Annotated in this window: 11 protein-coding genes and 1 pseudogene; 7 read left to right on the forward strand and 5 right to left on the reverse strand. The window is 62.3% G+C overall.

What is annotated here, in order from left to right; all coding sequences use genetic code 11:
* Positions 1-88: 88 nt before the first annotated feature.
* Together H4V96_RS09260 and H4V96_RS09265 are read right to left on the reverse strand one after the other, a co-directional pair.
* Positions 89-964: pseudogene (locus tag H4V96_RS09260) on the reverse strand (pirin family protein).
* 75 nt (positions 965-1039) lie between these two features.
* Positions 1040-1639 (reverse strand): NAD(P)H-dependent oxidoreductase, encoded by a 600-nt coding sequence (locus H4V96_RS09265; RefSeq protein ID WP_196855447.1) that lies wholly within the window; start codon positions 1637-1639, stop codon positions 1040-1042.
* A gap of 112 nt (positions 1640-1751) precedes the next feature.
* Between H4V96_RS09265 and H4V96_RS09270 the strand changes: the two genes are divergently transcribed.
* A complete protein-coding gene (locus H4V96_RS09270) occupies positions 1752-2657 on the forward strand; it encodes a LysR family transcriptional regulator (protein ID WP_196855446.1) in 906 nt (301 codons plus the stop codon).
* A 17-nt stretch (positions 2658-2674) separates the two neighbouring features.
* Here H4V96_RS09270 and asd read toward each other — a convergent pair whose 3' ends face one another.
* Complete coding sequence (gene asd / locus H4V96_RS09275; protein WP_196855445.1) at positions 2675-3529, reverse strand: archaetidylserine decarboxylase; 855 nt, start codon at positions 3527-3529, stop codon at positions 2675-2677.
* A 236-nt stretch (positions 3530-3765) separates the two neighbouring features.
* Between asd and H4V96_RS09280 the strand changes: the two genes are divergently transcribed.
* The 5 genes from H4V96_RS09280 to H4V96_RS09300 all read left to right on the forward strand — a co-directional run bounded on the left by H4V96_RS09280 (position 3766) and on the right by H4V96_RS09300 (position 10317).
* Positions 3766-6003: a TonB-dependent receptor gene (locus H4V96_RS09280; RefSeq protein ID WP_280720884.1), complete on the forward strand. Its 2238-nt coding sequence runs from the start codon at positions 3766-3768 to the stop codon at positions 6001-6003.
* A 152-nt stretch (positions 6004-6155) separates the two neighbouring features.
* Positions 6156-7394 (forward strand): DEAD/DEAH box helicase, encoded by a 1239-nt coding sequence (locus H4V96_RS09285; RefSeq protein WP_070347223.1) that lies wholly within the window; start codon positions 6156-6158, stop codon positions 7392-7394.
* Positions 7395-7463: 69 nt separating this feature from the next.
* A complete protein-coding gene (locus H4V96_RS09290) occupies positions 7464-8081 on the forward strand; it encodes an LON peptidase substrate-binding domain-containing protein (RefSeq protein WP_010397550.1) in 618 nt (205 codons plus the stop codon).
* A 264-nt stretch (positions 8082-8345) separates the two neighbouring features.
* On the forward strand, positions 8346-9089 hold the full coding sequence (locus H4V96_RS09295; protein WP_070347200.1) for a DNA-binding protein: 744 nt from the start codon (positions 8346-8348) through the stop codon (positions 9087-9089).
* A 277-nt stretch (positions 9090-9366) separates the two neighbouring features.
* Positions 9367-10317, forward strand: coding sequence for a cupin-like domain-containing protein (locus H4V96_RS09300; protein ID WP_196855443.1), 951 nt, complete (start codon positions 9367-9369; stop codon positions 10315-10317).
* On the opposite strand, the gene H4V96_RS09305 is transcribed toward H4V96_RS09300, so the two are convergent.
* Entirely contained in the window at positions 10309-11220 is a 912-nt protein-coding gene (locus tag H4V96_RS09305; RefSeq protein ID WP_196855442.1) for a DMT family transporter, read from the reverse strand. The genes H4V96_RS09300 and H4V96_RS09305 overlap by 9 nt on opposite strands.
* Before the next feature lie 51 nt (positions 11221-11271).
* On the opposite strand from H4V96_RS09305, the gene H4V96_RS09310 reads away from it, so the two are divergent.
* Complete coding sequence (locus H4V96_RS09310) at positions 11272-11835, forward strand: XRE family transcriptional regulator (protein ID WP_196855441.1); 564 nt, start codon at positions 11272-11274, stop codon at positions 11833-11835.
* A 143-nt stretch (positions 11836-11978) separates the two neighbouring features.
* Here H4V96_RS09310 and H4V96_RS09315 read toward each other — a convergent pair whose 3' ends face one another.
* Positions 11979-13232, reverse strand: a complete 1254-nt coding sequence (locus tag H4V96_RS09315; RefSeq protein ID WP_196855440.1) for a voltage-gated chloride channel family protein — start codon at positions 13230-13232, stop codon at positions 11979-11981.
* Positions 13233-13263: the final 31 nt, after the last annotated feature.

A 13263-nucleotide genomic window follows, 5' to 3' on the forward strand; every position in this document is an offset into this window, starting at 1 on the left:
AGTGTAATTGAAAAGCAGCAAGATAGTCGGCACGTAAAAAAACCTGCAGGGGCGCCAGCACTGCAGGTGTTTGATATGGCAGACCAGCTTACTGCGCGGCCGTCTCGCCAAACTTGCCTTCGCGGAAGTCCTGCACGGCCTGCACTACTTGCGCCTGGGTATTCATGACAAACGGGCCGTATTGCGCGATGGGCTCGTTCAAGGGCTGGCCGGCGACGAGGATGACGCGGCCGCCTTCGGGTGCTTCGATGCGCACGCCGTCGCTGCCCGGCGGGTTGGCAAAGATCGCCATGCGCAGCGCGGGCACGGCCTTGCCATCGACCTGTACCTCGCCACGGAAGGTGTACAGGAAGGCATTATGGCCATCTGGCAATGGCTGCTCGAAGCTGCTACCGGCCGGCAAGTCGATGTCCAGGTACAGTGGCTGCGTCAGTTCGCGCTGCACGGCGCCCGCCACGCCATGGCTGGTACCGGCGATCACTTGCACGGCCACGCCCGCCTACGTGCTGTAGCGGGGGATGTCGCTGCTGCTGAAATCGCGGTACCACGGCGCGCGCATCTTGTCGCGCGCTGGCAGATTCAGCCATAGCTGAAAGCCTTCCATCACGCCTTCTTCCTGCTCCGGCATTTCCGAGTGGATCACGCCGCTGCCGGCCGTCATCCATTGCATGCCGCCCGAGTTCAACAAGCCTTCGTTGCCGGCGCTATCCTTGTGGCGCATGCGCCCCTGAATCATGTAAGAGACCGTCTCGAAACCGCGGTGCGGATGCTCGGGGAAGCCGGCGATATAGTCGTTTGGCTGGTCGCTGGCGAAATTGTCTAGCATCAAGAACGGGTCGAGGCGGCGCTGCAGCTGCTGCGTCAGCACGCGGTTGATCTTCACGCCGGCGCCATCCATGACAGCCTGGCCGGCGATCACGCGCTCGACGCCGCGTGGCTTGTTGACGGTGGTGGTATCGCGCATTGTGTTCTCCTGTTTGGGGGCAGACCCGCCGGAACTCGGCGTCTCCGTCTGCCCCCTAGTTGCGGCAGTCAGCGTTTACACCAAAATCGCATTGATCTCGGCATCGGCTTGCGCCTGCGCCTTGGCCACCGCTTCCGGGCCCATGCCCATGCCTTCCGCATACACGTAGTGCACGTCGCTCATGCCCAAAAAGCCGAACATGGTATTGAGGAAAGGCACCTGGCTGTCGTGCGCGCTATCGCGGTGCAGACCGCCGCGGGACAGGCCCACATAGACTTTCTTGCCCGTCAGCAGGCCCACGGGACCGTTTTCCGTGTACTTGAAAGTGACGTTGGCGCGGGCAATCGCGTCGAACCAGCTTTTCAGTTGCACGGTGATGCCGAAGTTGTACATCGGCGCGCCAATCACGATCACATCGGCTGCTTGCACTTGCGCAATGAGTGCGTCGTCCAGGGCGATACGGGCCGCTTGGCTTTCCGTGCGCTGGTCGGCCGGCGTGAACAGTGCTTGCAGGGTCGCTTCGTCGAGCACGGGATGCGGTGCGGCAGCGAGGTCGCGGCGTATCAGGCTGGCGTCAGGGTGGCTGGTTTGCACGCGGGCAACGATGGCGTCAGCCAAACGGGTCGAGGCGGAACCGGTGCTGCGGGCGCTGGAATTAATTTGCAGGATGTTCATCTTGTTTCTCCGTGTAGGGTGTCTTGCGATGGATGAACTATAGCAATTCCAAAATTGATGCAGAAGACGTTAAAATGGATAACATTAATCCACTCATGCAACAATCAAAAATATGGATATCGATCCTGGAGATTTGCTACTGTTCGCGCGCGTCATCGAATGCGGCAGTTTCTCGCGCGCCGCCGGGCGCGTGGACTTGCCCAAGTCGACCTTGTCGCGGCGCATTTCGCTACTCGAAGCCAAGCTGGGCGAACGGCTGCTGCTGCGCACCACGCGCAAGCTGGCGCTGACGGAGTTTGGCGCCAGCTTGCTCGAGCATGCGCGCAAGGTGGTCGAGGAAACGGAGGCGGCCGCTGCGCTGGCCCAGCACCGCCAGGCGCAGCCCAGTGGCTTGCTGCGCATTTCCATGCCGGCCGACTTTGGCGACGCGCTGATGCGCGAGGTGCTGGCCGAGTTCGTGCGCCGCTACCCGGCCATTTCCTTGGAGCTGGACTTGTCGGCGCGCCGTGTGGATTTGCGGGAAGAAAATTTTGACCTGGCCATCCGCATGGGCAACTTGCCCGACGACGCAGGCCTGGCGGCGCGCCGCGTGGCCTTCAGCACCCTGGGCCTGTATGCCTCGCCGCAATATGTCAGCGTGCATGGTTTGCCTGAGCATCCCGACGACCTGTACGGTCATGACTTGCTCAGCTTGCCGCGCGCCGTGCATGGCCTCGTGCACTGGACTTTGATGCGTGGCAAGACGACCTGGGAGCGCGACTTGCCTGTGCGCCTGCTGGCAAACTCGCCGGAATTGCTGGTGCGCATGGCGTGCACTGGCGTGGGTATCGCGGCCAGCACGGACCGTTTTGCCAAGGCCTATGTGGCAACGGGCGAATTGGTGCGCGTGCTGCCGGAATGGAGCTTCCCGCTGGTCACGGGCTGGGCCGTGTTTCCAGGTCGGCGTTTGATGCCGGCCAAGACGCGCGCCTTTCTGGACCTGATGCAGGAAATGTACCAAACGGACGCGCCTATTTAGCAGCGCGCCGTGCTGCCTTAAATGGCTGTGGGCACGTTAGCCATGACGACGCCCAGCTGCACGGGGCCGGCCGCTTGCCAGGCGGCATTGAAATCGACTGTGCCTTTCGGGAACAGCATGACGACGGTGGAGCCGAGCAGGAAGCGGCCCAGTTCTTCGCCTTGTTTCAACACGATATTGTCGTTGGCATAGCGCCAGTCGCGTACCTGGCCTGTGCGTGGCGGGTTGACGACGCCGTGCCAGACGGTGGCCATGCTGCCGACAATGGTGGCGCCCACCAGGGTCATGACGAAGGGGCCGTTAGCCGTGTCGAATACGCAGACGACGCGCTCGTTGCGGGCAAACAGGCCGGGAATGCCGCGCGCCGTGGTCGGGTTGACGGAAAACAATTCGCCAGGAATATAGATCATGCGCGTCAAGCGGCCATCGCAAGGCATGTGGATGCGGTGGTAGTCGCGCGGGCTCAGGTACAGGTTGGCGAAGCTGCCGTGTTCGAACTGGGCCGCCAGGGCCGCATCGCCGCCCACCAGGGCCGTGGTGCTAAAGCTGTGGCCCTTGGCCTGGAAGATCTGGTCCTTGTCGATGCGGCCGAACTGGCTGATGCGGCCGTCGACGGGGCAGACGTAGTCGGCCTTGGCCAGCGGACGCGCGTCCGGGCGCAGCGCGCGTGTGAAAAAGTCGTTGAAGCTCGCGTAATGCGTGATATCCGGGTCCAGCGCCTCATCCATGTTGACGTTGTAGCGGCCGACGAACCAGCGGATCAGGCGCGTGGTCATGGCGCCGCCCTTGGCACCGGCGATGCGGCCGGCAAAATTGGTCAACGCTCCCTTGGGCAGCAGATACTGAGGCAAAACGGCAAGACGGTCAGACACGATGGGTAGCCTTTGACGGGGTGATGGGAATTGGCGAAAACGCATTATAGCGGCGATGTGGCGCGCAATGATATGCGCCGTATGCCAGGCGGTGCGTTGCCGTCTGCCCCGAATTTAATTTGTTATAGGGATTATTTTCAGGAAACTGTGCCATTCGGGCAAAATTGCCGCACAATGCAGCCGTCCATTTTGTCGCTTTTAGCCATATTTATTCAGCCAACTTTTTCAGCCAGCTCATGATGCCACGCCGTTGCCTCCGTCTTACCGTTATTTGTTCCGCTGTTTTTTTTGCCTGGCATGCCCAGGCCCAGCAATCCGAAACGCCAGCCGGCGCCGAGGCCGCCGCCGCACCGTTGAAGGCAGAGAAGGTCGAGAAGGCCGCTGCGCCTACCATGCAGACGGTCGAAGTCAAGGGCAGCGGCTATGATCCGCGCCGCGACGATACGGCCAGCAAGATGGTTGTCAGCAGCGAAGAAATCCTCAAGTATGGCGACAGCAATGTCACCGACGTGCTCAAACGCTTGCCCGGCATTACTGTTTCCGGTGCGGCAGGGCGCAGCGGGGGCGAAATCCGCATGCGCGGGCTGGGCAGCGGCTATACGCAGATCTTGCTCAACGGCGAACGCGCGCCGGCCGGTTTTTCGCTCGATACCCTGTCGCCCGATGTCATCGAACGCATCGAGATTTTGCACGCGGCCAGCGCCGAGTACAGCACGCAGTCGATTGCCGGCACCATCAACGTGGTGCTGAAAAAGGCCGTGAAGACGGTGCAGCGCGAGCTCAAGCTGGGCGTGCAGGGCAGCGACGTGAGCTTCTCGCCCAGCGTCAACGTGCAACTGTCCGACCGCGACGGCAATTTCTCGTATTCGCTGGCAGGCTCGCTGTTCCGTTACGATTACCACTATGATAATCCCGGGCTGGAACTGGGCTACGCGCCTGATGGCCGGCAAAACCTGCTGCGCCGCACCAACGGCACCGGCGATGGCCGCCCGGAAGGCATCAATGTATCGCCCCGCCTGAATTGGGTGCTGGCCAATGGCGACAATGTGACGGCGCAATTGTTCTTCAATGGCGGGCGCTCGAACCATCGCAATGTCAGCCGTGCCGAGACGCAGCAGGGCTTGCGCCCCGATTACGACAGCAACGCGGGCAGTTCAAGCAACCACAATGCCTTCGGCCGCAGCGATCTGACGTGGATGCACAAGCTGGCTGGCGGCGCCAGGCTGGAACTGAAAGTTGGCGCCTCGGCAGCCCGCAATACGTCCGACAGCTTGCAGCAAGGCTTTATCGATGGCAGCGGCCTGGCCCTGGAACGCAAGGTGGGCGTGAAGGCGACGGAAAATGGCGTCAGTTCGACCGGCAAGTATTCCACGCCATTGCTGCCCGGCCATGCCTTGTCCATGGGCTGGGATGGTGCGCACACGCAGCGTGAGGAATCGCGCCAGCAGCGCGAAGCGGCCCTGGCCGCGTTGGGCGCGCGCCCGCCCCTCAACAGCGACGAAGGTTTCGACGCCACCGTCCAGCGCCTGGCCCTTTTCGTGCAGGACGACTGGGAAATCACGCCGCGCTGGTCGATGTATGCGGGCGTGCGCTGGGAAGGCATCGATACGCGCAGCGCTGGCGACACCTACGCTGCAGTGCAGCAGCGCAGCAGCGTGTGGAGCCCGCTGCTGCAAACCCTGTGGAAGTTGCCTGATACCAAAGGTGATCAGATACGCCTGGCCTTGACGCGCACCTACAAGGCGCAGCCCACGTCGAGCTTGATTCCGCGCCGCAATACCTCGACCAATAATAGCCAGACCGATCCTGACCGCGAAGGTAATGCCTACCTGAAGCCGGAGCTGGCGCTGGGCATCGATGCTTCGTACGAACACTATTGGGCCGAAGGTGCTTTGCTCAGTGCGCGCGCGTCGGCCCGCCGTATCGACGGCTACACGCGCCAGGGCTTGCTGTTCATCAATGAGCGCTGGGTGTCCAAGCCCGTCAACGATGGCCGTGCCAATACGCAGACACTGGAACTGGAAGCGAAGTTCCCGCTGCGCGCCGTCTTGGCTGCGCCCGTGCCAGCCATCGACTTGCGCGCCAGCATCAGCCGCAATTGGTCGCAGGTGGAGCAGGTGCCGGGGCCCAATAACCGGCTCGACCAGCAAACGCCGGTCAGCGGCAACTTTGGCCTCGATTACAAGACCCCGGACGGCGTGCTGACCACGGGCGGCAGTTTTAACTTCCGCAACGGCGGCCCCGTGCGCGTCACCGAGCGCCAAAGCGCCTACACGTCGCCGCGGCGCGACCTCGACCTCTATGCCTTGTGGAAGTTCGATGCGAAGAATCAGCTGCGCCTGGCGATATCGAACTTGCTGGCGCAAGACTTTGAAAGCGACACCATCTATACCGACGCCAGCGGCACGATAGCGCGCAACAGTATGTCGCCCAGCTCGCCGCAGGCGCGTGCGACCCTGGAAATGAAGTTCTGAGCGCGCTGCTCATGTGTCACTCATGTGCTGCTCATGTGGCACTCATGTGCTGAAAACCCCGGCCGGCATCCCCGCTGGCCTATAATCTCGGCAATCGCGCGCACGGCCGGTCCGTGCGCGCCACCTTTTCATTTGCCAAGATTGCCTTTCACATGACGTTTTCCTCCCTCGGCCTGATCGATCCCCTGGTCCGCAAACTTGACGAGCTCGGCTATGCCAAGCCGACGCCCGTGCAGGCGCAAGCGATTCCTGCCGTCTTGGCTGGGCGCGACCTGATGGCCGCCGCCCAGACGGGCACGGGCAAGACAGCCGGCTTTGCCGTGCCGCTGTTGCAGCGCCTGACTCTCGATGGCGTGGTGGCGCCCCAGTGCGTGCGCGTGCTGGTGCTGGTGCCCACGCGCGAACTGGCCGAGCAAGTCTATGCCAGCTTTCGCAGCTATGGCGGCAACTTGCCGCTGCGTAGCTTTGTCGCCTATGGCGGCGTGCCCATCGAGCCGCAGATCAGCAAATTGCGCAAGGGCCTCGACGTGCTGGTGGCCACGCCGGGCCGCCTGCTGGACTTGCAGACGCAGGGCGCCGTCAAGTTCGAGCAAGTGCAAACGCTGGTGCTCGACGAAGCGGATCGCATGCTTGACCTGGGCTTCGAGCGCGAGCTCGATATCTTGCTGATGACCATGCCCAAGCAGCGCCAGACCCTGCTGTTCTCGGCCACTTTCTCGGACGCCATCCGCGCCATGGCGAAAACCATGCTGAAAGACCCTATCTCGGTGGAGGTCAGCGCGCGTAACAGTACGGTCAAGGCCGTCAAGCAATCGGTGATCGTGTGCGACAAGAAACGCAAGCCCGAACTGTTTTTGCACCTGCTGAAGAAAAAGCGCTGGGGCCAGGTATTGGTTTTTGTCAAGACGCGCAAGGGTGTCGAGTTACTGGTCAATACCTTGCTGGAGCAGGGCCTGCGCGCCGATTCGATTCATGGTGACAAGACGCAGCCGAACCGCCTGCGCGCGCTGGCCCGCTTCAAGGCGGCCGAGGTGCAAGTGCTGGTGGCCACCGACGTCGCTGCCCGCGGCCTCGATATCGATCAATTGCCCGTCGTCGTCAATTTCGACTTGCCCAGCGTGGCGGAAGACTACATCCACCGCATCGGCCGCACGGGCCGCGCGGGCGCCTCGGGCGAAGCGATATCGCTGGTCTGTGCCGACGAGGTGGAATTGCTGTCGGCCGTGGAAGCGCTGACGCGGCAAACCCTCAAACGCAATGAGGAGCCCGGTTTCGAGGCGGAACACCGTGTGCCGGGAACGTCAGCCGGTGGCACCATTCAGAAGAAGGCTGTCAAGGTGCTGGCGCCGAAGGCGGCTGAGCGGGCCAAGAAGCGCCGTTTTTATAAATAATCGGGGGCGCACATCATCGCAGGTGCAAGCGACGCTGCACGGATAGGCCATTCGTGCCATCATGCGTGTATGACTTCGATACCTTTATTCCCGCTCAATACGGTGCTGTATCCCGATGGCTATCTGCCTTTGCAGATCTTCGAGGTACGCTATCTGGACATGATACGTCAGTGCATCAAGAGCGAGCAGCCGTTCGGCGTGGTGCAATTGCTGGACGGCGCGGAAGTGCGCAAGCCGGTCCAGCAGGAAACCCTGGCGCCGGTGGGAACCTTGGCGCGCGTCGTCGACTGGGCGGCGCCCCTGCCGGGCTTGCTGCAAATTAAATGCATGGGCTTGCAGCGCTTTCACATTGTTTCCAGCGAGCAGCTGAAGCACGGCTTGTGGATGGCGAACATTGAAATCTTGCCATCCGATAAGGTCATCGCTCTTCCCCAAGAGCAGCAGAACGTGGCCGATGCGCTCGGTGCCCTGATACGCACCTTGCAGGAGCAAAAGATCCCGCCCGAGCAGATGCCTTTGCAGCCGCCTTACCGGCTCGACGAATGCGGCTGGGTGGCGAACCGCTGGTGCGAGTTGCTATCCCTGAGCGCCATGCAAAAGCAATTGCTGCTAAGCCAAGACAATCCCGTGCTGCGCCTGGAGCTGGTGCAAGATATGCTGACGGAAAACGGCTTGCTGGAAGAATAAGGCCTGTCAAAACCTATTGCGCGTCGCGGGTCGCGGCCCCCGATGCTCACTGCGCATTCGTACGGCTGTGCTTTTTAGCCTCGACTCCTATCGGCTCGCGATAGTTTTGTGAGGTGGTCTAATCGTCGCACGGCGCATGTTTGCACACGCTTTTGTTGTGTAATTGCAATTTCTATTGAGAAATACTTTACGCTTTGGCGCCACTGGCATAAGATGATGCCTCTGGGCAAGATTGTCCTGAGTCACATTCATGAGTAGACGATAATGGCAAAAGTAAGCGCAGAACAGATCAATGCGGCAATGGAAGCGATGACCGGCGAAGGCCAGGCCATCACGGTGCGCGCCTTGCGTGAACGTTTGGGCAACGGCGCCTGCCAGGGCACCATCAGCAAGCTCTTGCAGCGCCGCAAGGCAGGTGCGCAGCGCCAGATCGCTGCCGCCGCCGAACTGTCGCCCGTGCTGCAGCAAGCGATTCTCGATTATGTAGGACAGGAATTAAGCGCCAGCCACAGCGCGCACGAAGCCGAGATGAACGACAACCAACAGGAATTGATGGACCTGGCCAGCGAGAACGAGCGCCAGCAAGAGCTGCTCGACTTGCAGGCGGGCGAGCTGGAAACCCTGCGCGAGGAACTCGCGCGTGAGCGGCAAGTGGCCAACCAGGCCCGTACCGACTTGGCCAAGGCGCAGCTGCGACTGGAAGGGTTGCCACGCCTGGAAGAGGCGGCCGAGCAGGCACGCATGGACCTGGCCAAGGCGCAATTCAAGCTCGAAGGCATTCCCCGCCTGGAAGAGGCTGCCGAAGCGGCGCGCGCCGAACTGGTCCAGGCCCAGCTCAAGCTGGAAAGCCTGACGCGCGTGGAAACGGAACTGGCCGCCGCGCGCCTGGAGCTGGAAGCGGAACGCGAAGAGCTGGGCGAAACGCGTGCCGAGCTGGACGAGGAGCGCACCTTGCGCATCAAGGCGCAGCAGTTCATCGTCGATCCCATCTTCAAAACTCCTGTCTGAGGACACCTGACCAAACCTGCTGCGCGTTGGTATAGGCGGCTTGCGATGCTCACCGTGCTCTAGCACGGTTGCGCTTCTCGGCCACCTCTACCTTGCGCTCGCGACAGTTTTGTCAGGTGTCGATGCGTTCCTGGGGGACCTTGGCGGGCGATATCACTGTTTTTTGCTGGCTTGCACTCTGCCTTGCCACTACGCTGATGCGCGCAGTCGGGCCTTGCTGGCTTAAAATGGCGCACTGTCGCGTCCTGCAGTGACGTCTTGATCGCAAAGAAGGTTTATGTCCGTAGAAAAAGAAGTGCCGCTGCCGCTTGCGGCCACCCCTCTATCCCTGCGCGCGCTGCCGCCCAGGCCGCCAGCACAATCGAGTTCGCCCGAAGCCGCACTTGCACGCAAGCAGGCACGCGAAGACAAGGATGCGCAGGTGCGCGGCGTGACGTCCATCGACGCCATGCGCGAGGCCATCAAGCAGGCGGCGCGTGATTTACCCACCATCAGTGAAGTGCCGCGCCTGGGCATGCTCGGCGCCGCAGCCTTTCGCGCGCGCGCCGCGCTTGGCTTGCCCTTCCTGATGCGCGGGCTCGTCGAGCGCTGGCCTGTGTCTGCGCTGGGCCCCGAAGTGTTGCGCCAGCAGTTCAGCCACTTGCCCGTGCGTGCGCGGGTGGGCGACTACGTCAACACCGCGTTTGCGGTCGACCGCGCCATGCAGGACATGTCGATGGGGCAATACCTGGACTTGGTGGTAGAGGGCCAGTACGCGCTGCCGCCATACCTGGGCAATCTGGAATTGCGTGAATTGAACCGCCTGTGCCACTGGCCCACGTATTTCGACAAGATGGGTCCGCCGCGCTTTTGGGTGGGGCCGGCCGGCACGGTCACGCCCTTGCATTGCGATTATGACGACAATATCTTCGCCCAGGTATGGGGCCGCAAGCGCATTTTCCTGTCGCCGCCGCACCACGATGCCTTTCTCTATCCCAGCGAAGCGAACGCCATCCTGTTCGGTTCGCCGTTCGACCCGGAAGCGCCCGATTTCGAGCGTTTTCCCCTGGCGCGCCAGGCCAGCATGGTCGAATGCATCGTCGAGCCGGGCGACATGCTGTACGTGCCCGCCGGCTGGTACCACCAGGTGCGCGCGCTGACGTTCTCGCTGTCTTCGAACCGCTGGGCCAGGGCCATGCCGCTGGCCCTGCATGGCGGGGCGACGTTGCAGCGTAGCGGATTAATCTGAGGGCGCGATGGCTTCGCCATCGGCGCGCAGGCGCTTGGGCCGCCATTCGCTGACAATGCCAGCAGCGATGATCAATAGCGCGCCCACGATGGCCAGGGGTGGCAGCCGCTCGCCGGCGATACGCCCGATCACCCCGGCCCAGACTGGCTCGCCCGCATAGATCAGTGTCGCCTTCGTGGCAGAGATGCGCTTTTGCGCCCAGTTCATCACATACTGGATCAGCGCGCTGGCGCAGCCCAGGGCAAGCACGCTGAAGATGAACGTCTTGCTGAGCGCTGGCGGCGCTTCACCCATGACCGGCATCAGCAGCAGGGCGATCAATGACGCCGTGCCCAACTGCACGATGGTCACGCGCAAGATGTTCAGCCGCGGCGAGACGCGGCTGATGAGGATGATTTCCAGGGCAATGGCGATGGCGCCCACGGCCGTCATCAGTTCGCCCTTGCCTAAACCCATGCTCAGGCCATCGGTGCCTGTGAGTAGCAGCAAGCCGACGAAAGCTAGCACGACGGCTATCCATACTGCGATGCGGGGCCGCCGCTTGAAGACCAGCCATTGCACCAGCGGCACGATGGGCACATAGAAGGCCGTGATGAAGGCCGATTTACTGCTTGTGATATGCATCAAGCCATAGGTTTGCAGCGCATAGCCGCCAAAGATGCTGACGCCGATGGCCATGCCGGTAAACAGCTCGGCCCTGCTCAGCTGGCGCAACTGGCCGCGGCAAATGAGGGCGCCGATGCTGGCGGCGACGGCAAAGCGGGCAGCAACAAAGGCCAGTGGGCCGCTGACCGTCATGGCATGCTGCACGACGAGAAATGTACCGCCCCAGATGAAGGTGATGGCGATCAGGGCCAATTCGGGCAGGCCGAAGGCGGGCGGGGGACTTGCGTGTGTTTTCATGGGAGGTTATGCTATGAGCAAAATATTTCCCATCATCATAGGAGCAATATATTGCGCAGTCAAGCCGAAGCGGAAGCCGGTGGCGTGCTCGAGCACCTGGCCAAAAATCTGCGGCGCTTGCGCCTTGCCGCCGGTCTCAGTCAGGAGGAGTTGGCGCGCCGCTCAAGCCTCAGCCGGCGCATGGTCAACGGCGTCGAGGCAGGCAGTACCAACATCAGCCTGGCTAACCTTGATCACGTGGCCGCTGCCTTGGGCGTGGCATTTGTCGACCTGGTGCAGCCGCCACGGCAGCGGCACGAGAGCCTGCGCGTACTGATGTGGCAAAGTGCATCGCAAGCCAGCCAGGCCGTGCTGCTGGGCGCCACGCCCGCCAGCCGTCAGGTGGAGCTGTGGTCGTGGACGCTGGCGCCGGGCGAGCGCTATGATGCGCAAGCCGATCAGGCCGGCTTCAGCGAAATGCTGTACGTGCTCGAAGGCGAGTTGCAGCTCGTGCTGGCGGCGGAAACCAGGCACCTGGCCACCGGCGATTTTTTCGTCTTCAGCAGCGCGCAAGCGTATGCCTACGTCAATGCCGGCGTATCAACCTTGCGTTTTACGCGCAATGTGGTGAGTTGAGAGGACGCTCCATTGCCACGCCAGCTCGCAACTGTGGCCTGGCAGATCGAGCCGGGCATCATTGATGCTTCGCATGGTAAGCGTGAAGACGGTTGTTGCAGAAACCTAGGTCTGGAATGCGCCGATATTGTCGATATTTTGCGTCATCTGTCCAGCTCCTCGGCACGATGGCGCTTGGCGTGGCCGCTGCGCTGCGCCCTATAAATGCCCGCGTGGCCGGAAAACAGGTAGGCCACGACGCAGGCGATGGCGGCATAGACGCCGATCTCGGCGCCGAACAGTTCCATCGCCATCAGCGTCGAGGCGATGGGCGTATTGGCGGCGCCCGCAAACACGGCAACGAAACCGATGGCGGCCAGCAAGGTGGCCGGTTGCTGCAGTAGCGGGCCCAGCGCATTGCCCAGGGTCGCCCCGATGAAGAACAGGGGCGTCACTTCGCCACCCTTGAAGCCGGTGCCCAGCGAGACGATGGTAAATGCCATCTTGCCGAAGAAATCCCAGGCGGGCAGCGGTGTCTTGAGCGCGTCGACGATGGTGGGAATGCCCAGGCCGATGTATTTGTCTGTACCGAGCAGCCAGACGGCGACAGCGACGACGAGGCCGCCTATCAGCGGGCGCAGCGGCGCATAGGCGATCTTGCGTTTCATCAAGGCACTCAAGCCGTGCGTGGCTTGCGCGAATATTTTGCCGGTCATGCCGAACAGCACGCCGGCGATGACCATCGCGCACAAAGTCCAGGCCGAAAGGGCGGGCATCAAAGGCGCGGCGTAATGCGTATGCTGAATGTTTAATAACTGCCCCCACAGCAAGCCCACCTGGTCGGCGATGACGGCGGCGGCCAGGCAGGGCAGCATGGCTTCATAGCGCAAGCGGCCGATGGCCAGCACTTCCAGGCCGAAGAGCGCGCCCGCCAGCGGCGTGCCGAAGACAGAGGCAAAGCCGGCGCTGATGCCGGCCATCAGGATGATGCGTCGGTCTTCATTGTTCAAGCGAAACATGCGCGTCAGCTGGTCGGCCAGCGCGCCGCCCATTTGCACGGCCGTGCCTTCGCGCCCGACAGAGGCGCCGAACAAATGCGAGATTAGCGTGCCGCCCAGCACCAGTGGCACCATGCGCAGCGCAATGATTTTTTTCGGCGCGTGAATTTCATCGATGAGCAGGTTCGCGCCGCTTTCGACAGTGCTGCCGTAGCGCAAGTACAGCCAGCCGACAGCAAAGCCCGCCACCGGCAACAGCCAGATCAGCCAAGCGTGCGCCTGGCGCGTGCGCGTGGCCCAGTCGAGGGCGAACAGGAAGCCGGCCGAGGCCGTTCCAGCGAGCACGGCCACAGCAAAGGCCAGCAGCAGCCATTTCAACAGATGCTGTAACAGATCGGTGAGGGCGCTCAGGCGTTGCATCGGGCATCCAGTCAGGGTTGATGGGGGGCTA

The sequence above is a fragment of the Janthinobacterium sp. CG_23.4 genome, from assembly GCF_029892305.1.
GTDB classification, from domain to species: Bacteria; Pseudomonadota; Gammaproteobacteria; order Burkholderiales; family Burkholderiaceae_D; genus Janthinobacterium; species Janthinobacterium lividum_D.

Bases quoted from the DNA above. Each gene is read 5' to 3' on its own strand.
- H4V96_RS09290 (WP_010397550.1), top strand. From the start codon at position 7,464: ATGACTTCGATACCTTTATTCCCGCTCAATACGGTGCTGTATCCCGAT.
- H4V96_RS09265 (WP_196855447.1), bottom strand. From the start codon at position 1,639: ATGAACATCCTGCAAATTAATTCCAGCGCCCGCAGCACCGGTTCCGCC.
- H4V96_RS09315 (WP_196855440.1), bottom strand. From the start codon at position 13,232: ATGCAACGCCTGAGCGCCCTCACCGATCTGTTACAGCATCTGTTGAAA.
- H4V96_RS09280 (WP_280720884.1), top strand. From the start codon at position 3,766: ATGATGCCACGCCGTTGCCTCCGTCTTACCGTTATTTGTTCCGCTGTT.
- H4V96_RS09305 (WP_196855442.1), bottom strand. From the start codon at position 11,220: ATGAAAACACACGCAAGTCCCCCGCCCGCCTTCGGCCTGCCCGAATTG.
- H4V96_RS09285 (WP_070347223.1), top strand. From the start codon at position 6,156: ATGACGTTTTCCTCCCTCGGCCTGATCGATCCCCTGGTCCGCAAACTT.
- H4V96_RS09300 (WP_196855443.1), top strand. From the start codon at position 9,367: ATGTCCGTAGAAAAAGAAGTGCCGCTGCCGCTTGCGGCCACCCCTCTA.
- H4V96_RS09295 (WP_070347200.1), top strand. From the start codon at position 8,346: ATGGCAAAAGTAAGCGCAGAACAGATCAATGCGGCAATGGAAGCGATG.
- H4V96_RS09270 (WP_196855446.1), top strand. From the start codon at position 1,752: ATGGATATCGATCCTGGAGATTTGCTACTGTTCGCGCGCGTCATCGAA.